Source organism: Piezobacter thermophilus (assembly GCF_055386745.1).
This window is the reverse complement of sequence record NZ_AP042380.1, coordinates 1,205,249-1,224,229: the sequence shown is the minus strand read 5'-3', so window position 1 is coordinate 1,224,229 and position 18,981 is coordinate 1,205,249. Positions and strand designations below refer to the sequence as shown.

Genomic DNA, 18,981 nt, shown 5'->3' with positions numbered 1-18,981 from the left:
TTGACTCGTCAATCAATAACGCGGCATCAGATCTTGGTGGCCGGAACCGGCGGCGTTATGGCACGCCGATGCAGGACCGCCTCACGCCAGGTGATGAAGGTGACGGCGCCCAGGATCACGCTGCCGCCGAGAACCACCCAGCCGTCCACCGGCTCTGCGAACACCAGCGCGCCAAGAGCCGTGGCCCAGACCAGCTGCAGGAAGGTGACCGGCTGGGTCACCGTCACCGGCGCGGCGCGGAAGGCGAGCGTCATGGTATAATGGCCGGCGGTGGCGAACAGGGCCACGCCGAAGAGAATGCCCAGTTCGGCCGGCGTGGGCGTCACCCAGACCGCCGCCGCGAAGGGGGCCAGGGCCACCGTCACCCAGATCGAAAGCTGGCTGACCACCAGCGCCGGGCTGACCTCGGAGGACAGGATCTTGGCGGTCAGGTAGGAGCCGCCGAAGATCACCGCCGCCAGCAGCATGGCCAGATGGCCCGGGCCGATTTCCCGAAATCCCGGGCGCAGGATGATGAGGGCACCGACCAGCGCCGCCACCACCGCCGCGATCCGGCGCGCGGCCATCCTTTCGCCAAGGAACAGGGCCGCGCCGATGGTGACATAGACGGGGGCGAGGTAGTTCATCGCCGTGACCTCGGCCAGGGGGATGCGGGTCATGGCGAAGAACCACAGCATCACCGCCCCCGCGTGCAGAAGCCCGCGCCCGGCAAACAGCGCCCACAGCCGCGGCGTGGGCCGGCTGCGCAACAGCGGCCGCAGGGCGGGCAGAAGCAGTATCAGCCCCAGCACATAGCGCAGGAAGGCCTGCTCCTGCGGCGGAATCCGCGGGCCGAGATATTTCACCAGCGCCGTGACGGCGACAAAGCACAGCCCCGTCACCAGCATCCAGAAGATGCCGGCAAGCGGGCGGTTTGCGGGGGCAACGGTCATGGTTCAGCTTGAACACCCAAACGGGCGTGGAGACAACCCTTCACATGACAACCAGTTCGCCGCAAGCGCGCGCATGTCGCCGCCGGCGGCGGGCGTAGCCCGCCTCGCGCGGCCCTCAACCATGGCCCGTGACCCGAAGCGGGTGCGGGCCCGGTCAGAGCTGGGCCAGAACCTCGTCGGAGGCCTCGAAATTGGTCGTCACCCGCTGCACGTCGTCGTCGTCTTCAAGCGCCTCGATCAGCTTCATCAGCTTGCGCATGCCTTCGAGGTCCAGCTCGGTCGTCGTCGTCGGCTGCCAGATCAGGCGGGTCGATTCCGACGGGCCCAGGGCCTCTTCCAGCTGGGTCGAAACGGCGGCCAGCTCGGTCGGATCGGTATAGATGAAATAACCGTCGTCGGTATCCTCGACATCCTCGGCACCGGCCTCGAGCGCCGCCTCGAACACGGTCTCGTAATCGCCCACGCTGAGCGGATAGACGATCTGGCCCATGCGCTCGAACATGAAACCGACCGAGCCGGTTTCGCCCAGGTTCCCGCCATGCTTGGCAAAGATCGACCGGACGCTTGAGGCGGTGCGGTTGCGGTTGTCGGTCATCGCCTCGACGATCACGGCAACGCCGCCCGGCCCGTAGCCTTCATAGCGAATTTCCTCGTAGGCCTCGGCCTCGCCGCCGGTGGCCTTCTTGATCGCGCGCTCGATGTTTTCCTTGGGCATGGACTGGGCGCGGGCCTCTTTCACCGCCAGCCGCAGGCGCGGGTTCTTGTCCGGGTCCGGGTCGCCCATCTTGGCCGCGACCGTGATCTCCTTGGACAGTTTCGAGAACAGCTTGGAGCGCGCGGCGTCCTGGCGCCCCTTGCGGTGCTGGATGTTTGCCCATTTGGAATGGCCGGCCATGATCTATTCCCGTGATGTTGCCTCGATCGGACCCATATAGACCGCGCCCGGCGGGCTGTTCAAGTCGCCGCTTGCGGCGGGGGGCGGCGGCGTTAAGGTCGTGCCCATGACCTGGGACCAGATCACCCTTTTCGCCCTTTTCGCCGCGGTGTTCGGTTTGCTGCTGTGGGGCCGGTTCCGCTATGATCTGGTGGCTTTCACTGCGCTGCTGGTGGCGGTGGTGCTGGGCGTGGTGCCGGTCGAGCGCGCCTTCTCGGGCTTCGGCCACCCGGCAACACTGGTGGTGGCGCTAGTTCTCATCGTGTCGGCAGGGCTGGTGCGCTCGGGTGCGGTGTTCCTCATCACCCGGACGCTGGTCGATGCAACCCGGCCGCTGGCCGCGCATATCGCGCTGATGGGCGGGATCGGCGCGGTGCTTTCGGCCTTCATGAACAACGTGGCGGCGCTGGCGCTGCTGATGCCGGTGGACGTGCAGACCGCGCGCAAGGCGGGCCGCTCGCCGGCGCTGTCGCTGATGCCGCTGAGCTTTGCCACCATCCTCGGCGGCATGGTGACCCTGATCGGCACGCCGCCCAACATCATCATCGCCGAGATCCGCGCCGAGGCCCTGGGCACCCCCTTTGCCATGTTCGACTTCGCCCCCGTGGGCGGGGTGGCGGCGATTGCCGGGCTGGTTTTCGTGGCGCTGATCGGCTGGCGGCTGATCCCCGCCCGGGGCGGCGCGGGCGACCGGGCGGCCGAGATCGCTCAATACATCGCCGAACTGACGGTGCCGGCGGATTCGCCCCATATCGGCCGCCGCCTGGCCGAACTCTACCCCGAGGCCGACCGGGCGGACGTGGCCATCCTGGGGCTGATCCGCGATGGCAAGCGCCGCTACGGCCGGGCCGCGAACGCCATTCTCAGGGCCGGCGACGCGCTGGTGATCGAGGCCACGCCCGAGGCGCTGGACGAATTTCGCGCGGCACTGCGGCTGGATTTCGCCGATCCCCGCCGGAAAGCGCAGCTGAGCGCCGCCGGCGAAGGCCTGGAGGTGATCGAGGTGGTGGTGCCCGAGGGCGCCCGCATCGCCGGCAAGACCGCCCAGGGCGTGGGGCTGGCATGGCGGCGGGGCACGGTGCTTCTGGGCATCTCGCGGCACGGCAGGCGGATCTCGGCCCATGTGCGCCAGACGCCGATCCGGCCCGGCGACCTGCTGCTGCTGCTCGCCCCGCAGGGGACGGCGCAGGACGTGGCCGAATGGCTGGGCGTGCTGCCCCTGGCCGAGCGCGGCCTGAGCGTCACCGCCAACGAAAAGACATGGGCCGCCATCGGCATCTTCGCCGCGGCAGTGGCGGCGGCAAGCTTCGGGCTGATCTACCTGCCGGTGGCGCTGGGGCTGGTGGTGGTGGCATATGTGCTGACCCGGATCCTGCCCATTGCCGAGATCTACGAACATGTGGAATGGCCGGTGGTGGTGCTGCTTGGGTCGATGATCCCGCTGGGCGCCGCGCTGGAGGCGGCGGGGGGCACGGCGCTGATTGCCGATGCGCTGGTGGGGCTGACCGCGGGCTGGCCGGCCTGGGTGGCGCTGAGCGTGCTGATGGTGGTGACGATGACGCTGTCGGACGTGCTCAACAACACCGCAACCACCATCGTGGCCGCGCCGGTGGGCATCCAGATGGCCAGCTCCCTGGGGGTGTCCCCCGATCCCTTCCTGATGGCGGTGGCGGTGGCGGCGTCCTCGGCCTTTCTCACCCCCATCGGGCACAAGAACAACACGCTGATCCTGGGGCCGGGCGGCTACCGCTTCGGCGACTACTGGCGCATGGGCCTGCCGCTGGAGGCGCTGGTGATCGCCGTCAGCATCCCCGCCATCCTGATCTTCTGGCCGCTGTAGGCCCGGCCCCTCACCCGGCCCGTCAGGCCATCCAGAGGATCTCGGCGCCCTCGAAAGCAGCCACCGCGCGGGCGAAGGCGTCGCGCTCCATCAGGCAGCCGGCGGTAGACAGCCCGTCGGCAATCGCCGCCAAGGGCGCCAGCACCGACACCAGCCGCCAGCGCGCCGGCGCCGGCCGCCCGGTCGCGGGATCAAGCACATGGCCTACCCGCCCCTCGTCATCCAGGACCGTGCCCAGGGGGGCAGAGCTGGCCAGCGCCCGGTCGCGCAGGGCCACCGCGTCGGGGATACGCTCGGCGCCGGCCTGCAGCGAAACCGGCCAGCCGCCACCTTCCGGCATGCCCCCCAGCGCGCGCATCTCGCCGGTGTCCACGAGGATGTCGGTCAGCCCCTCGGCCCGCAGCAGCGCCGCCACCCGGTCGGCCACATATCCCTGCGCGATGCCGTTGAGCGTCAGCGCCATGCCCGGTCGCGCCAGCCGGATTCCTCCGGCGCCGTCATAGGCCACATGCTGCCAGCCGGTGCGGGACAGGGCCCGCGCCACCTGCTGCTGCGGCGGCCGGCCGCGATGCGCGGCGTAAAGGCGCCACAGCGGCTGCACCGTCGGGTCGAAGGCACCCCCGGTGGCCGCATGAACCGCTCCGCACTGGCCCAGGCATTCCAGAAGCTCGAAGGGCGGGTCGGCGAGCTGCCCGTCGCGGTTGAGCCGCGCCAGCGCCGAGTCGGGGCGGTAGAGGCTGAAGATGCCCTCCAGCCGGTCAATCTCGGCCCGGGCGCGGGCGATGATGCGCGCCGCGTCCGGATGCGCCAGCGTGATCGTGGCCCGCGCCCCCAGCGCGATACCCTGCCAGCGGGTCAGCTGCGCGGCCCGCGACGGCCCGGCCGGCGCCGCGCCCAGAGTTGCGGCCGCGGCGCTGATGGCCAGAAATCGGCGGCGAGACAGGTTCTTCATGTCAACCGTTTCCTTCCTTTTCCACCGCCTTCAGGCGGTCGAGATAATCTTCCCCGTCCATGCCGGGCATCCCCTGCCCTTCGGGGGTCAGCACATCGCTGTCGGCAATGCCCGACAGGCGGACCACCCGCCCGCCGCGGGCGGCGGCAAAGGCCTCGGCATCCTCACGGCGCGAAAACGGCACCACCTCGGCCGCGCCCATGCCGCCCACCGCGTCCGAGCCGACCACGTAGAAGGCCTCGTCCGCGGGGATCCAGTTCTCGGCCCCCGGATCGTCCCAGCTGGGGGCACGACTCATGTCGCTGACATAGATGACCACGATCTGCGCGCTCTGTTCGGGCATGCGCTGATAGGCGATGGCGTCGCGCACCTGCGAGAAGAACAGCGGCGCCGGCGCATCGCGAAGGTGGATCTGCGCCTTGGGGCCGGGATGTTCGGTCATCGCCATCTGGCAGTAATAGCCAAGCGCGTCCTCGGTCATGGCCACCGGCGGAGGAAGGGCTGCGCGTTCTTCCTCGTCCTTGCAGGCGGTCAGCGCCAGCAGCGCCGCGGTCAGCATGATGGCGGCCTTCACGGAACGACCCTCCGAAACCGCCAGGCGGCCAGGCCGAAGGCGAGAAGCGGCCAGACCAGGATGCTGGCCAGCGCCTGCGCCGGCATGATCGCACTGGCCGCCCCCGCCACGCCCGAGGCGGCGGCAGTGGCCTCGGATGCGGCCAGGTTGAACAGGCGGAAGGCATCGGCCGGATTGCCGATCAGAAGCCACGGGAACAGCTTTTCGGTGAAGGTGCCGCCGTCATCGGCCACGATCGCCGCCAGCAGCCCCAGATCGTAAAGCACGATCGCCACCAGCCACAGCCCGATCACCAGCCCCGCCGCCGTCGCCGGCCGCCGCGAAAGCCCCGAGGCCAGGTAGCCCAGCCCCACGAAGCCCGCGCCCAGCAGCACCGACGACCAGTAAAGCCGCCCCAGCGCGACCAGCCCGCGCCCGGCGTCCTCGTCCAGCGCAAAGGCGGTGAGCGCGGCCACGCCGTAGCCCACCAGCAGCGCCAGCGCAAGAATCCCCACATGGGCCACGAACTTGCCCAGCAGCACCGACCAGCGCGACACCGGATAGGCAAGCGTCAGCGCCAGCGTGCCGCGCTCGACCTCGCCGGCCACCGCGTCGAAGGACACCAGCAGCGCCATCAGCGGCACCAGATAGACCGCCAGCCCGGTCAGGCTGGCCACCGTCACCGACAGCTGATCAGCACCCAGCGTGCCGGTGGGTCCGCTTCCCGCCAGCGTCAGCACCAGCGCGAACAGCGCCATGGTGACGGTCAGGATCAGGATCCAGCGGTTGCGCAGGGCGATGCGGAATTCCGCCCCCGAATACCCGATGACGCCGTTCATTCCCCGGCCCTCCGGCTGAAATGTTCATAAATGTCGTCAAGGCTGGGCGGCACCACGTCCAGATCGCGCACCTTCGCGCCCAGCGCGGTGATCTCGCGCAGCCGCTCCAGCTTGTCCTCGGGCGAACAGGTCAGATCCACCAACACCCCGTTGCGCCGCCCCGCCTGCAGGGTGCGGGCCACCTCGTCGGCGGCGCCGGGGCGGGCGGCGACCTGGATCCTTGTCGGCAGCCCGGCCGCCGCGCGCAGCCCGGCCAGGGTGTCGTCGGCCACCACCTGCCCCTTCGACAGGATCACGATGCGGTCGGTGCGGGCCTCGACCTCGGTCAGGGCGTGGCTGGAAAGCAGGATCGCCGTGCCCTGACGGGCCAGCTCGTCGAGGATGGCGTAGAATTCGCGCCGCGAGACCGGGTCCAGCCCGCTGGTGGGTTCGTCGAGGATCATCAGCCGCGGCGCCCCGATCAGCGCCTGCGCCAGCCCCACCTTCTGCCGCATGCCCTTGGAATAGGTGCCGATGCGCCGGTGCGCCGCCGGGCCCAGGCCGACCCGCTCCAGCAGCTCGTCGGCCAGTTTCACCGGCTGCCCGCGCAGCCGCAGGTAAAGCCGGATCTGTTCGCGTCCGGTCAGCGCCGAATGGAAGGCCACGTTTTCCGGCAGGCAGGCCACCTGCCGGCGGGCGGACAGGCTGCCCGGCGCCGCCCCCATCACCACGATGCGGCCGCTGTCGGCCGGCTGCAGCCCGAGGATCGCCTTCATCAGCGTGGTCTTGCCGGCGCCGTTATGGCCCAGAAGGGCGACCTTCTGCCCCGCGCCGACGGTGAACGAGACATTCCGCAGCGCCGCAAAGCCGCCAAAGTTCTTGCAGACGTTTTCGAGGACGAGATTGTCCATCTCAGGATCCTTCCTTGCGCGCCCGGCGCGCGGCATGTTCGGCTTCGAGAGCCCGGATCTCGGGCGGCACGGAGATCTCCACCGGCGCCATCAGGGGGTGGCTGTCCACCACCCCGCCCGGCAGCGTCGCCGGAAAGCTCGACTGCGTCCAGCGCACCAGCTGCACCGCGGGCGAGCCCAGCAGCAGCCGCGCGGCCGGCTGCGACCACAGGATGTGGTCCATCAGGTCGTTGGGGCGATAGACCCCGTCGGCAATGCCGTCGCCATCGAGATCGAAGGCGGGATTGTCGGACCAGTAGTTGCCGCGTCCGTTCAGGCTCCACTCCACCATGCGCGAGCCCACATATTTCACCTGCGTGCGATTGCCGATGAAGGCGTTCCCGGTGACCGCGTTGCCCTCGGAGCCAGCGGTGAAGTGGATGCCGATCCCGCAGCCCTCGAAGCGATTGCCGGCGATCAGGTTGCGGTTGGCGTTGTAGATGAAGGTGCATTTCTTTGCCCCGCCGCGCACCAGATTGCCGGTGATGTCCGAGCGGTTGGCATAGTTCAGCATCACCCCGTGATCGCGGTCGGCGAGCGACAGGTTGTCGCGCACCTTGATCCGGTCCGAGAACATCAGCGCAAAGCCCAGGTGATTGCCGATCGAGACGTTGCCGATCACCTCCGAGTCGTTGGTATACATGTAGTGCACCGCAAAGCGCAGGTCGCGCATCAGGTTGCGGGCAAAGATGTTGCGTCTGGAGGAATTGGTGAAGATGCCGTCGCGCCCCCAGCGGATGTCGTTGCCGATCACCCGGGCACCCGGCGCGTTCCAGACATAGACGCCGTTGCCGCGGCTGTTCATCCGCGCATCGCGCCGGCCCAGGATGGTGTTGCCGGATACCAGCGCGTCGCGGGCGCCGTGGATGTCGATACCGTAAAGGTTGCCCTCAAGCCGGTTGTCCACGATCTGCGCGCCGGTCGCGCCCTTCAGCAGCTGCACGCCGCTGTCGATGGTGTCGTGGGACGAACCCGATCCGCGGATCGTGCAGCCCTTCACCGTCACGTCGGGCGCGGTCACGGTGATTACGCTGCCCTGCCCGCCGCCGTCGATCACGGCACCGGGCGCGCAGACCAGGGAAAGGGGCCGGTCCAGCACCACCGGACCGGCATGGATGCCCGGCGCGAGGCGGATCTCGTCCCCCGCGCCGGCGCTTCTTGCGGCCCGTGCCAGCGCCCCCTCGCCCGGCGTCACCTCGACCACCGCCGCCGCGGCAAGGCCGGGCAGGATGGTCAGGGCAGCGATGACGAGAGAGCGCAGCATCGGGATCACCTTACGCCGGTTCGACCAGCATCCGGCCGCGCATCTCCATGTGGAGCGCGTGGCAGAACCACTGGCAGTAATACCAGTAAACGCCCGGACGGTCCGCAGTGAAGGTGACCGAGGCGGTCGCCTGCGGCGCGATCTCCATGGCGATGCCGTGGTTGGACAGGGTAAAGCCGTGGGTCACGTCGTCCACGTCGTCGAGGTTGGTGATGATCACCGTGACCTCGTCGCCCTGCTTCACCGTGAACTTTTCATGGCTGAAGACGGGCGCGGTGGAGGTCATGTAGACGCGCACCTTTCTGGGGTCGTCCTTGTCGCGGATCGGCTCTTCCGCGCCTTCCTCCAGATCGACGCCGTCGATCTCGGCCTGCTTGCGGATGTCCTCCCACATGGGATCGTTGCGATCCCAGACTCGTTTCGGGTTCACGATGTCGGCGCGCACGATGATCGAATCGTGCGGCTCGGCAAAGGTGGGGCCGTCATGGACCACCTTCATGGTCTCGCCGGTGATGTCGATGAGCTGTTCGTTCTCGGGCTTGAGCGGACCGACATTGATGAAGCGGTCCTTCGAGAACTTGTTCATCGACACCAGCCACTTGCCGTCGGCCTCTTTCGTTTCGCCCATCGAGGTCGAGTTGTGGCCGGGCTGATAGTGCACGTCCACCTTGTCGAGGATGGGGTCCACGTCCTCGCCGGCGTAGGCGCGAATCGCCTTCTCGATGTTCCACTTGACGATCTGGCTGTCGAGGAACAGCGTGGTATAGGCGTTGCCCTTGCCGTCGAAGGCGGTGTGAAGCGGCCCCAGACCCAGCTCGGGCTCGGCCACCACGCAGGAGCGCGGATCGGCATTTTCGGTGAACAGCGCATCCACCTTGGTCACGTCGATCACCGACACCGTGGGCGACAGCTTGCCGTTGATGCAGATGTACTTCATGTCCGGCGCCGCGTTCACCCCGTGGGGCGAGTTGGGGATCGGCACATAGCGGGTGTAGTTCTTGTTGCGACCCTTGCGCCCGTCGATGACCTTGACACCGTTGAGCTCGATGTAGTCGCCGGCGGCGATACCCTTTTCGATCTCCTTGATGTTGAAGATGACCACATGGTCCATCTCGTTGGCGGTCATCTCGGCCAGGTTCATGCCCATCTCGGAGTTGTAGGAGGTCGAGAAGGCATATTTGCCCTGATAGTCGCAATCCACGTTGTCGAGGTTGCCCGAGACGATCACCTGCCAGGCCACTTCCATCTTGTCGCCGTCGATGGCGGTGAAGATGTTGACGTATTCGTCCACGTTTTCGAGGTCGCGCCCGTCATTGATGAGTGGCGCCTCGTGTTCCGAGTTGGCGAAGACGTAGCCCGTGCGCGGATATTTCTGCGGCCGCATCCCGTGGATGTCATGGGCGTTGGGGATCTCGATGATCTTGTCGCACTTCATCACGTCGCAGCGCACCCGCGCCACGCGGGTGTTGGCCTTGTCGTTCATGAACAGATAGCGCCCGTCATAGGTGCCGTCGGTGAACGACATGTGCGGGTGGTGCAGGTCGCCATTGTCATAGGTAACCTTGCCGCGCTTGGCGAGGAAGGCCTTGGTTTCCTCGGTCAGTCCCTCGGTCAGGATCTTGAGCGATTCGTTGGTCTGGCCCCAGCCGGTGGCGCTGTCGCGGTTGAACACCGGCACCCGCATCAGTTCACGCATGGAGGGGAAGCCCAGGATGCGCAGCTCGCCCGTCTGGCCCGAGGACCAGAAGCCGTAATATTCGTCCAGCTCACCCGGCGCCTTCTCCGCCTTGCCGGCGGCCGCACGGGCCTCCTTGGCCATTGCCAGCCAGCTGCCCGCCGTCACGGTGGCCACTGCGCCGGCCGCTGTCGCGCCGAACAGTCCGCGCCGCGAGATTCCGGTTTTCTTATCAGAGTCAGACATTTGGGATCTCCTTTTTCCCGATGTTTCCGCCCAGGGCCTGGTTCATCCGGCCCCCGGCGGCTTCCAGAGCGGCACGGTCCCGTTCGCGCCGCTTCATCTTCTTGATGACAACCGGGCACTTGGCCTTGCTCTGGTAGAGCACCTGGCAATGCAGGCAGTTGACACATTCATTGGGGTTGATTTCGCCCGTCGGGTGGATCGCCTGAACCGGGCATTCGATGGCGCAGGTCTGGCAGGGGCTGCCGCATTCGCGATAGCGCTTGAGCCAGTCGAACATGCGCATCCGCGCCGGGATCGCCAGCGCCGCGCCCAGCGGGCAGAGGTAGCGGCAGTAGAAGCGTTCGATGAATAGCCCCGCCACCAGCAGCGCCACCGCGAACAGCACGAAGGGCCAAGCGCGCGCGAACTTGAGGATGATCGCGGTCTTGAAGGGTTCGACCTCGGCATAGTGTTCGGCCAGCGCCAACGACACGAAGGACAGCGCGAACAGCGCCATAAAGATGATGTATTTCACCGCCCAGAGCCGTTCATGCAGCGGCCACGGCACCTTGAACTGGGGCACGTGCAGCGCCCGGGCGATGCGGTTGGTCAGCTCCTGCAGGGCGCCGAAGGGACACAGCCAGCCGCAGAAGGCCCCCCGCCCCCAGAACACCAGCGCCGCCGCGACCGAGCTCCACAGGATGAACACCAGCGGGTCCATCAGGAAGGCCTCCCAGGTGAAGCCCTCGCGCAGCGAGGCGGCCAGCGCCATCAGGTTGACCACCGAAAGCTGCGCGTTCTGCATCCAGCCCACGAAGACCAGCGTCATGGTCAGAAAACCCATGCGGAACCAGAAGAAGATGCGCTCGTTCCGCGTGGCCCAGATCTGGAAGAAGAAGACGCCGGTGAGCACGCCGATCATCGCCAGCAGCAGGCCGATCTCGACCTTCTTGCCCAGCCAGATCCGCTTCCACAGCCCGGCGCGGGCGGATTGTTCCTCTTCGGCGCCGGCGGCCGTGTCGGGATGGGCGACGGCAGGCTGCGAGGCCGGGATCTCGCGCAGGAAGCGGTCGGGAAGCTGATAGCCCAGCGCGAAAGTGGTAAAGACCTTCTCCACCGCCCCGACCCGGCGCTGCACCAGCAGTTCCAGCCGCCACGGCCTGGTCGGGTCGAAGCCGCTGTCGGCGGGGATGCGGAAGATGTCCAGCTCGGTGAATTCCGGCGCACCCGGCACGGCCAGCGAACCGATGCGGCGATTGTCGCGGTCGTGGAACCGCACCGTCACGTCGCCCTGCACCAGCGCGATGCGGTCGAAGATGCCGCCTCGCACATAGCCCGAGCCCTTGTAGGAGTACCGCCCGCGCCCGGCCACCAGGATGGCGTGATCCCCCGGCTTGAGGAACTTGTCCTGGTTGGCAAATTCATGCTCGCCCAGCAGCGCACGGCCGATCTGCGGCACCGAGACCAGCGAGACATACATGTCGATGAAGCGCTCGTCCGGCTCGCCCCGCTCGGGGCGGCGCGCGGCGCGCGGATCGCCCAGGGCCTCGAAGGCGGCATTGACCTGTCCCACATCCAGCGACAGCCGCCGCACGGTGCCGTCGCCCACAAGCCCAAGCCAGTCTCCGGCGACTTCGGCCTCGGGGTTGAGCTCGACCTTCGGGCCGGTATCCACCAAGGCCGCCAGCCCGCCCAGCCCCAGCGCGCGGGCCACCTTGACCGAGGCGCGCAGGATCGAATCGTCGATGATCATCACCGTGACGGTAGCCCCCGACACGATGTTGAGGTCATGGGCACTGCCGCGCTCGGCCGCCTCCTTCACGATATCGGTGCCGACATAGCTTTCGGTCAGCGCCACCATCTTGCTGTTGGGAATGCCCACCAGCACGATCGGTTCGGAATGGTGCAGCAGCTTCGCGCCGATGATTCGCGCGTCCTTGTCCAGCGCGACCATGACGTCGATCGGCTTGCCCGAATAGCCGATGGTCGAAACGAAATCGGTGGTAACGAAGGCCTGGCCGATTACCTCGTCGCCGCGCAGCACCGGCGCCACCGGCAGGTCGCTGCGCACCGGGCCGAATCCGGTGGCGCCCTCGACGATCTCGCCGGCGGTGATCTTCTGTTTTTGCAGGTAGCTGCCGAGGACCGAGCCGGCGGCGGCAACGGTCGGGGCCAGTCCGATCAGGACCACGGCCAGCAGCGCGAAAAGCCGGTGAAGAAGGAACTCGGCGGAGGCAGGGCGGCGTCGTGTCAGGACCATGCCGATGCCCCCATGGTCCGGGCCGTCGCACCCGCCGGGCGGCGGGTCGCAGGGAATTGATGGAACATGTTTCCTCTTTCGGTTTCAGGTGGGCCACGCGGGGCCGGCCCGAAACCGCCGGCACGCGCGGCAGGGATTTCTGTTTCAGGGAGCACAAGCTTGGTCACCCGCAGCACCGGGAGCACGACCCCGATGCCTCGTGGCAGGGGCGCGCCGGTCCGTTCGTTGCCGGGCAGACAACACAGGCAGAACTGGCAGGAACACTGATCCGGATCCGTTTCGCCGCCGATCTCGACTGTTTTCGATCCGCCTTCGCTGCAGATCTCGATCGTGACCGCCTGCCCCCCGGCGCTTGCCGCGGCTGCAGGCGCCGCGAAGGACAGCGGCAGCATGACGGCGGCCAGCAGGGTCAGCACGAAGCCGAGGACGGAGGCATGGCCTCCGCGTCCGGTCGGTCTGGCTGCGCGCTTCGCTGGCATGGCGTTCCTGATGATCCGTGTCGGTCGCCACCTAAGCCGCCGGGGTGGAGGTGAACCTTGACTTATGTCAACGAATTTCACGGAACCTCGCCCTTCCCCGGGAAGGGCCGCGGCATTGCGTCACGCCTCGCGGCCGGCACCTCGTTTTCCGGCTGCCGGACCGCCCCGATAGCGGGCAGGCGGCCGCCGCCGGAACGGAGGCCATCGGGGTCCGGCCCGTGCCGGCGCGGTCCGCTCGTCCAGCCTCGCCCGGTGATCCCGGGCACCGGTTCCGTCACCGGCTCCTGCATCCGGGCGGGCCTGCCATCCGGATGCACGGCCGCGACGCGGATCGGGCTGGACTGGAACATGAGCGGCGCGTCCTCGGCATGGGCGGAAACCACGTGAATGATGCGGGTACGGCGCATGACGGGGTGCTCCTGCTCCGGTTGTTCGGATACCAGAAAGAATGCGCGATGGTTGCCCGTCCTGTCCACGATTTTCGTGACCGGCGCAGGAATGGCGGCTCCGATTCCCGGCGCCGGGGCCTGCAGGCTTATCTTGGACACGATCCTGGCATATATTTCCCGCCGCCAGTTCAGGGAAACTGCCCGCCCGGCCGCGATCTGCCGGGCTCGGAGGGGAAGAATGAAAATTCACGCCGTTGACATCGGGCGCACCGCTTCGGCGGCGAGCATCATCTTCGACGCGCTGCGCAAGGCGATCATCATGGGCGAGCTGAAGGATGGAGACCCCCTGCGCCAGGACGAACTGGCAAGGATGTTCAACACCAGCCGGATCCCGGTGCGCGAGGCGCTGACCCGGCTGGAACAGCACGGCCTGGTGCACACCGTCCGCTACAAGGGGGCCGTGGTGGCCGGGCTGACACCCGGGCAGGTCGCCGAGATCTTCGATTTCCGCATCCTGGTGGAGGGCGAAATCATCCTTCGCGCGGTCCCGAACATGACGCCCGCGATCATTGCCGAGGCCCGCCGCCACTGCGATGCCGACGAGGACGATCCTGACACGGCAGACTGGGGTGAGCGCAATCGCCGCTTTCACGCGACGCTCCACTCGGCCGCTGCCCTGCCCTATCATCTGAACGCGGCCACCGCCGCGCTCGACCAGATCGACCGCTACCTGCGCGCGCACCTGCTGCTGAACGAGACCCGGCAGCGATCGAACGATCAGCACCAGGCGATCCTCGCAGCCTGCGAGAGGGGCGACGCGCGCGAGGCCCGGCGCCTCATGCAAGCGCATATAAGGGCAGCGCGGGATTCGCTTGTCGAACAGCTGAAGTGACCGGCGCCGGGTAATCCCGGCTTGACACAGTCCGGCGCCGGACGTAGCCCATTTGCATGTCGAAATTGGATACAATATGCGAGTTTCCGCAAGGGAACCCTGCGCCAATCCGATGAAGATAAGCATTTAACCTTCGGAAAATGGGGAGATTTTCCAAATGTCAATCAAGACGACTCTTCTGGCCGGGGCGGCTGCCCTGATGCTGGGATCGACCGCGGCCTTCGCCGGCGGCAACCTGATCTACTGCTCGGAAGGCTCGCCCGAAGGGTTCGACCCGGCGCTGTTCACCGCCGGCACCACCTTCGACGCGTCCTCGCAGCCGATCTACAACCGGCTCATGGAGTTCGAGACCGGGACCACCAACGTCATTCCCGGCCTGGCGGAGAGCGTCGATGTCTCGGACGACGGGCTGGAATACACCTTCCACCTGCGCAAGGGCGTCAAGTTTCACGCGAACGCCGAATTCACGCCGACCCGCGATTTCAACGCCGATGACGTGATCTTCACCTTCGACCGGCAGATGAACCCGGAAAACCCCTACAACAAGGTGTCGGGCGGTACCTGGGAATATTTCGCCGGGATGGGCATGGGCGATCTGATCAAGGAGATCGTCAAGGTTGACGACTACACGGTGAAGTTCGTCCTCAACTACCCCGAGGCCCCCTTCGTCGCCAACATGGCGATGGATTTCGCCTCGATCATGTCGAAGGAATATGCCGATGCGATGCTGGCCGCCGGCACGCCGGAGAAGCTGAATACCGCGCCGATCGGCACCGGCCCGTTCCAGTTCGTGGCCTACCAGAAGGATGCCGTGATCCGCTACAAGGCCAATCCCGACTACTGGCGCGGCAAGGCCGACATCGACAACCTGATCTTCGCCATCACGCCCGATGCCTCGGTCCGCTATCAGAAGCTGAAGGCCGGCGAATGCCAGATCATGCCCTATCCGAACCCGGCCGACATCGAGGCGATGAAGGCCGACCCGGAGGTGGTCGTGCTCGAACAGGAAGGGCTGAACGTGGGCTATCTGGCCTACAACACCCGGCAGAAGCCCTTCGACAACCCGAAGGTGCGCAAGGCGCTGAACATGGCCATCGACAAGCAGGCGATCATCGACGTGGTGTTCCAGGGCTCGGGCCAGGTGGCCAAGAACCCGATCCCGCCGACCATGTGGTCCTACAACGACGCGATCCAGGACGATCCCTACGATCCCGAAGCCGCGAAGAAGATGCTGGAAGAGGCCGGCGTCAAGGATCTGAGCATGAAGATCTGGGCGATGCCGGTGCAGCGGCCCTACAACCCCAACGCCCGCCGCATGGCGGAACTGATCCAGGAGGATTTCGCCAAGATCGGGGTCAAGGTCGAGATCGTCTCGTATGAATGGGGCGAGTATCTTTCGCGCTCGAAGGACCTGGACCGCGACGGAGCGGTGCTGCTGGGCTGGACCGGCGACAATGGCGACCCGGACAACTTCCTGGCCGTGCTGCTGGGCTGTGACGGCGTCGGTGCCTCGAACCGGGCGCAGTGGTGCTACAAGCCCTTCGACGACCTGATCCGCAAGGCCAAGACCATCTCGGACAAGGCCGAACGGACGAAGCTGTATGAAGAGGCGCAGGTGATCTTCAAGGAGCAGGCGCCCTGGGCCACCATCGCCCATTCGGTCGTCTACATGCCGATGCGCCCCGAGGTGAAGGGCTACAAGGTCCACCCGCTGGGCAGCCATATCTTCTATGGCGTGAGCCTCGAAAAGTAATCCCAAGACCCGCGGGGCCGCTGTAACCAGCGGCCCCGCCCCCTTCCGGAGCCGGCCCCATGACCCCCCGCCTTGAAGAATACGCCCGGGTCGCCCGCGACCTGAGCGTCGATGCCGTGGCACTGGTGCCCGGCCCGAACCTTACACGCGCGCTGGGCCAGGCCTTCATGAGCCATGAACGCCCCTTCGTCCTCGTGATCCCCGCGGACGGCCCGCCCGCCGCGATCGTGCCCAATCTCGAACTGCAAAGCTGGGCACAGGTCGGCATGGAGGGCACAACCCATGACTGGCGCGATCAGGACGGCTACATGGGCGCCTTTCACGCACTGGCTGAAAGCCACCCCATGAAACGGCTGGCGGTCGAGGGCCAGGTCATGCGCGTCTTCGTGCACCACGCGCTGAAGGCGGCGATGCCGGATCTGGAAATCATCGACGCCGAGGCGGAGATCTCGGCCCTGCGGATGGTCAAGACGGCGGATGAAATCGCCGCGCTGGAAGAGGCCATCGCCATTTCCGAGCGCGCCTTGGCCCGCGTGCTGGAAGGCGTGCGCATCGGCCAGACCGAAAAGGACGTGGAACAGGCGCTGATCCAGGCGCTGTTCGCCGAAGGTGCCGACGGCATGGCCTTTCCACCGATCGTCGCCGCCGGCGACAACTCGGCCCGCCCGCACGCCCATGCCCGCCCCAATTACGCGATCCGTCCCGGAGATGCGCTGCTCTTCGACTTCGGCGCGACGAAGCACGGATTTTGCGCCGACATCACCCGCACCGTGTTCGTGGGTCACGCCACCGACGAGGGGCAGGCGGTCCACGACACGGTGCTGCGCGCCAACCTGCGCGGCTTCGAAGTCACTCGCGCCGGCGTCACCGCCCACGAGATCGACGACGCGGTAACCGGCGTGCTGGAGGGCTCGCCCTTCGCCGACCGCATCCGCCACAAGACCGGCCACGGTCTGGGCCGCGACGTGCACGAAGCGCCCTGGATCATGCGTGGCAACCACACCGCGTTACCCGCCGGCACGGTTTACACCAACGAACCGGGGCTGTATGCCCCCGATCGCTTCGGCGTCCGGATCGAGGATGACGTGCTTGTCACCGAAACCGGCTGCCGGTCGCTGACCACCTTTCCAAAAGATCTCATGATCGTGGGCTGACACATGCTCGGATACTTCCTGTCCCGCCTCCTGACCTTCGTGCCGACATTCTTCGGGGTCACGCTGATCTCTTTCGCCTTCATCCGGGTGCTGCCGGGTGATCCGATCATCGTCATGGCCGGCGAACGCGGCCTGAGCGAGGAACGCTACAACGAGCTGGTCAGACAGTTCGGTTTCGACAAGTCGATCCTGACCCAGTACATCGACTATCTCGCCGGCGTCCTGCAGGGCGACCTGGGCCAGTCCTTCGTCACCAAGAAACCTGTGTGGGACGAATTCTTCTCACTCTTCCCGGCGACGCTGGAGCTGTCGGTCGCGGCGATGATCTTTGCCGTCGCGCTGGGCATCCCCGCCGGCGTGATCGCCGCCGTCTACCGCGGCAAGCTGCCCGACCGGGTGCTGATGTCCTCGGCACTGGTGGGCTATTCGATGCCGATCTTCTGGTGGGCGCTGCTGCTGATCATCCTGTTCTCGGGGATACTGGGCTGGACCCCGGTTTCGGGACGCATCAGCCTGCTGTACTATTTCGAACCCGTCACCGGCTTCATGCTCATCGACAGCCTGCTGTCGGGGCAGGAAGGCGCGTTCCGCTCGGCGCTGAGCCATCTGATCCTGCCGACCATCGTGCTGGGCACGATCCCGCTGGCGGTGATAGCGCGCCAGACCCGCTCGGCGATGCTGGAGGTTCTGGGCGAGGACTATATCCGCACCGCCCGCGCCAAGGGGCTGTCACCGGCGCGCATCAACGGCGTGCACGCGCTGCGCAACGCGCTGATCCCGGTCGTCACCGTGATCGGGCTGATGGTCGGCACGCTGCTGGCCGGCGCCATCCTGACCGAAACGATCTTCAGCTGGCCCGGCATCGGCAAATGGATGGTCGATTCGATCTTCCGCCGCGACTACCCGGTGGTGCAGGGGGGGCTGCTGCTGATCGCGTCGATGGTGATGATCGTGAACCTGACCGTGGACCTGCTCTATGGCCTCATCAATCCCAGGATCCGGAGGCGCTGATGACCGCAACCGCCCCCACCACGACCGCCGCCGAACGCCCCGGCCGCTTCCGCGAGTTCTACCACTATTTCAGCGAGAACCGCGGCGCAGTGTTCGGCATGTGGATCTTTGCCGGCTTCGTCTTCGTCGCCGCCTTCGCGCCGTGGCTGGCCCCCTACGATCCGGCCGAGCAGTTCCGGGACTTCACCCTGATCCCGCCCGCCTGGGCCGAGGGCGGCACCTGGGCGCACCCGCTGGGCACCGACCCGCTGGGCCGCGACATGCTCAGCCGCCTGCTGACCGGTGCGCGCTATTCGTTCTTCGTCGGGGTGGTCGTGGTCACCGTCTCGGCCACGGGCGGCATCATCGTCGGGCTGGCCTCGGCCTTTGCGCCGAAATGGCTGGACGCGATCATCATGCGGGTGATGGACATCATTCTGGCCTTCCCCTCGTTGCTGCTGGCACTGGTGCTGGTGGCGATTCTGGGGCCGTCGCTGACCAACGCGATGATCGCCATCGCCATCGTCGCCCAGCCCCATTACGTGCGCCTCACCCGCGCTTCGGCCATGGCCGAATTGCAGAAGGACTACGTCACCTCGGCCCGCGTGGTCGGCGCCGGGCTGCCACGGCTGATGTTCCTGACGGTGCTGCCCAACTGCCTTGCGCCGATCATCGTGCAGGCGGCGCTGTCGTTTTCGACCGCGATCCTGGATGCCGCGGCGCTGGGATTTCTGGGCATGGGGGCGCAGCCGCCGACCCCGGAATGGGGGACCATGCTGGCCGAGGCGCGCGAATTCATCCTGCGCGCCTGGTGGGTCGTCACCTTCCCCGGCCTCGCGATCCTGGTCACCGTCCTGTCGATCAACCTGATGGGCGACGGGCTGCGCGACGCGCTCGACCCCAAGCTGAAGCGGAGCTGAG

General features: G+C 67.0%; 17 protein-coding genes. 6 read left to right on the top strand and 11 right to left on the bottom strand.

What is annotated here, in order from left to right; genetic code table 11:
• Nucleotides 1-26 precede the first annotated feature (26 nt).
• Together ACZ5CM_RS05890 and ACZ5CM_RS05885 are read right to left on the bottom strand one after the other, a co-directional pair.
• The gene (locus ACZ5CM_RS05890) at nucleotides 27-932 is read right to left on the bottom strand and encodes a DMT family transporter (RefSeq protein ID WP_464641784.1); all 906 of its coding nucleotides are present in this window, start codon (nucleotides 930-932) and stop codon (nucleotides 27-29) included.
• 154 nt (nucleotides 933-1,086) lie between these two features.
• Nucleotides 1,087-1,827, bottom strand: coding sequence for a YebC/PmpR family DNA-binding transcriptional regulator (locus ACZ5CM_RS05885; protein ID WP_464641782.1), 741 nt, complete (start codon nucleotides 1,825-1,827; stop codon nucleotides 1,087-1,089).
• Between the two features lie 106 nt (nucleotides 1,828-1,933).
• Here ACZ5CM_RS05885 and ACZ5CM_RS05880 point away from each other — a divergent pair, with 106 nt between their 5' ends.
• A complete protein-coding gene (locus ACZ5CM_RS05880) occupies nucleotides 1,934-3,706 on the top strand; it encodes an SLC13 family permease (protein ID WP_464641780.1) in 1,773 nt (590 codons plus the stop codon).
• A gap of 22 nt (nucleotides 3,707-3,728) precedes the next feature.
• Here ACZ5CM_RS05880 and ACZ5CM_RS05875 read toward each other — a convergent pair whose 3' ends face one another.
• The 9 genes from ACZ5CM_RS05875 to ACZ5CM_RS05835 all read right to left on the bottom strand — a co-directional run bounded on the left by ACZ5CM_RS05875 (nucleotide 3,729) and on the right by ACZ5CM_RS05835 (nucleotide 13,358).
• Nucleotides 3,729-4,658: an FAD:protein FMN transferase gene (locus ACZ5CM_RS05875; protein WP_464641778.1), complete on the bottom strand. Its 930-nt coding sequence runs from the start codon at nucleotides 4,656-4,658 to the stop codon at nucleotides 3,729-3,731.
• A gap of 1 nt (nucleotide 4,659) precedes the next feature.
• On the bottom strand, nucleotides 4,660-5,217 hold the full coding sequence (locus ACZ5CM_RS05870; RefSeq protein WP_464642511.1) for a nitrous oxide reductase accessory protein NosL: 558 nt from the start codon (nucleotides 5,215-5,217) through the stop codon (nucleotides 4,660-4,662).
• 11 nt (nucleotides 5,218-5,228) lie between these two features.
• Nucleotides 5,229-6,050 carry an ABC transporter permease gene (locus ACZ5CM_RS05865; protein WP_464641776.1) on the bottom strand — a complete coding sequence of 274 codons (822 nt, stop codon included), beginning with the start codon at nucleotides 6,048-6,050 and terminating at the stop codon, nucleotides 5,229-5,231.
• Nucleotides 6,047-6,940 (bottom strand): ABC transporter ATP-binding protein, encoded by an 894-nt coding sequence (locus ACZ5CM_RS05860; protein WP_464641774.1) that lies wholly within the window; start codon nucleotides 6,938-6,940, stop codon nucleotides 6,047-6,049. The genes ACZ5CM_RS05865 and ACZ5CM_RS05860 overlap by 4 nt, the downstream gene beginning before the upstream one ends.
• A gap of 1 nt (nucleotide 6,941) precedes the next feature.
• Nucleotides 6,942-8,243: a nitrous oxide reductase family maturation protein NosD gene (locus ACZ5CM_RS05855; protein WP_464641772.1), complete on the bottom strand. Its 1,302-nt coding sequence runs from the start codon at nucleotides 8,241-8,243 to the stop codon at nucleotides 6,942-6,944.
• A 10-nt stretch (nucleotides 8,244-8,253) separates the two neighbouring features.
• Nucleotides 8,254-10,164, bottom strand: coding sequence for a TAT-dependent nitrous-oxide reductase (gene nosZ / locus ACZ5CM_RS05850; protein WP_464641770.1), 1,911 nt, complete (start codon nucleotides 10,162-10,164; stop codon nucleotides 8,254-8,256).
• Nucleotides 10,157-12,403: a 4Fe-4S binding protein gene (locus ACZ5CM_RS05845; protein WP_464641769.1), complete on the bottom strand. Its 2,247-nt coding sequence runs from the start codon at nucleotides 12,401-12,403 to the stop codon at nucleotides 10,157-10,159. The genes nosZ and ACZ5CM_RS05845 overlap by 8 nt, the downstream gene beginning before the upstream one ends.
• Nucleotides 12,394-12,819, bottom strand: a complete 426-nt coding sequence (locus tag ACZ5CM_RS05840; protein WP_464641767.1) for a hypothetical protein — start codon at nucleotides 12,817-12,819, stop codon at nucleotides 12,394-12,396. The genes ACZ5CM_RS05845 and ACZ5CM_RS05840 overlap by 10 nt, the downstream gene beginning before the upstream one ends.
• 140 nt (nucleotides 12,820-12,959) lie before the next feature.
• On the bottom strand, nucleotides 12,960-13,358 hold the full coding sequence (locus ACZ5CM_RS05835; RefSeq protein WP_464641766.1) for a hypothetical protein: 399 nt from the start codon (nucleotides 13,356-13,358) through the stop codon (nucleotides 12,960-12,962).
• Between the two features lie 151 nt (nucleotides 13,359-13,509).
• On the opposite strand from ACZ5CM_RS05835, the gene ACZ5CM_RS05830 reads away from it, so the two are divergent.
• From ACZ5CM_RS05830 to ACZ5CM_RS05810, 5 genes are all read left to right on the top strand, one after another.
• Nucleotides 13,510-14,163 (top strand): GntR family transcriptional regulator, encoded by a 654-nt coding sequence (locus ACZ5CM_RS05830; protein ID WP_464641765.1) that lies wholly within the window; start codon nucleotides 13,510-13,512, stop codon nucleotides 14,161-14,163.
• Between the two features lie 199 nt (nucleotides 14,164-14,362).
• On the top strand, nucleotides 14,363-15,916 hold the full coding sequence (locus ACZ5CM_RS05825; protein WP_464642509.1) for an ABC transporter substrate-binding protein: 1,554 nt from the start codon (nucleotides 14,363-14,365) through the stop codon (nucleotides 15,914-15,916).
• Between the two features lie 59 nt (nucleotides 15,917-15,975).
• Entirely contained in the window at nucleotides 15,976-17,070 is a 1,095-nt protein-coding gene (locus tag ACZ5CM_RS05820; RefSeq protein ID WP_464641764.1) for a M24 family metallopeptidase, read from the top strand.
• A gap of 3 nt (nucleotides 17,071-17,073) precedes the next feature.
• The gene (locus ACZ5CM_RS05815; protein ID WP_464641763.1) at nucleotides 17,074-18,081 is read left to right on the top strand and encodes an ABC transporter permease subunit; all 1,008 of its coding nucleotides are present in this window, start codon (nucleotides 17,074-17,076) and stop codon (nucleotides 18,079-18,081) included.
• Entirely contained in the window at nucleotides 18,081-18,980 is a 900-nt protein-coding gene (locus ACZ5CM_RS05810) for an ABC transporter permease subunit (RefSeq protein ID WP_464641762.1), read from the top strand. Before ACZ5CM_RS05815 ends, ACZ5CM_RS05810 begins: the two co-directional genes overlap by 1 nt.
• The last annotated feature ends 1 nt before the right edge of the window (nucleotide 18,981 follow it).

Excerpts from the sequence above, each read along its gene's own strand:
- ACZ5CM_RS05890 (WP_464641784.1), bottom strand. The coding sequence starts at position 932 with ATGACCGTTGCCCCCGCAAACCGCCCGCTTGCCGGCATCTTCTGGATG.
- ACZ5CM_RS05885 (WP_464641782.1), bottom strand. The coding sequence starts at position 1,827 with ATGGCCGGCCATTCCAAATGGGCAAACATCCAGCACCGCAAGGGGCGC.
- ACZ5CM_RS05880 (WP_464641780.1), top strand. The coding sequence starts at position 1,934 with ATGACCTGGGACCAGATCACCCTTTTCGCCCTTTTCGCCGCGGTGTTC.
- ACZ5CM_RS05875 (WP_464641778.1), bottom strand. The coding sequence starts at position 4,658 with ATGAAGAACCTGTCTCGCCGCCGATTTCTGGCCATCAGCGCCGCGGCC.
- ACZ5CM_RS05870 (WP_464642511.1), bottom strand. The coding sequence starts at position 5,217 with ATGCTGACCGCGGCGCTGCTGGCGCTGACCGCCTGCAAGGACGAGGAA.
- ACZ5CM_RS05865 (WP_464641776.1), bottom strand. The coding sequence starts at position 6,050 with ATGAACGGCGTCATCGGGTATTCGGGGGCGGAATTCCGCATCGCCCTG.
- ACZ5CM_RS05860 (WP_464641774.1), bottom strand. The coding sequence starts at position 6,940 with ATGGACAATCTCGTCCTCGAAAACGTCTGCAAGAACTTTGGCGGCTTT.
- ACZ5CM_RS05855 (WP_464641772.1), bottom strand. The coding sequence starts at position 8,243 with ATGCTGCGCTCTCTCGTCATCGCTGCCCTGACCATCCTGCCCGGCCTT.
- nosZ (WP_464641770.1), bottom strand. The coding sequence starts at position 10,164 with ATGTCTGACTCTGATAAGAAAACCGGAATCTCGCGGCGCGGACTGTTC.
- ACZ5CM_RS05845 (WP_464641769.1), bottom strand. The coding sequence starts at position 12,403 with ATGGTCCTGACACGACGCCGCCCTGCCTCCGCCGAGTTCCTTCTTCAC.
- ACZ5CM_RS05830 (WP_464641765.1), top strand. The coding sequence starts at position 13,510 with ATGAAAATTCACGCCGTTGACATCGGGCGCACCGCTTCGGCGGCGAGC.
- ACZ5CM_RS05825 (WP_464642509.1), top strand. The coding sequence starts at position 14,363 with ATGCTGGGATCGACCGCGGCCTTCGCCGGCGGCAACCTGATCTACTGC.
- ACZ5CM_RS05820 (WP_464641764.1), top strand. The coding sequence starts at position 15,976 with ATGACCCCCCGCCTTGAAGAATACGCCCGGGTCGCCCGCGACCTGAGC.
- ACZ5CM_RS05815 (WP_464641763.1), top strand. The coding sequence starts at position 17,074 with ATGCTCGGATACTTCCTGTCCCGCCTCCTGACCTTCGTGCCGACATTC.
- ACZ5CM_RS05810 (WP_464641762.1), top strand. The coding sequence starts at position 18,081 with ATGACCGCAACCGCCCCCACCACGACCGCCGCCGAACGCCCCGGCCGC.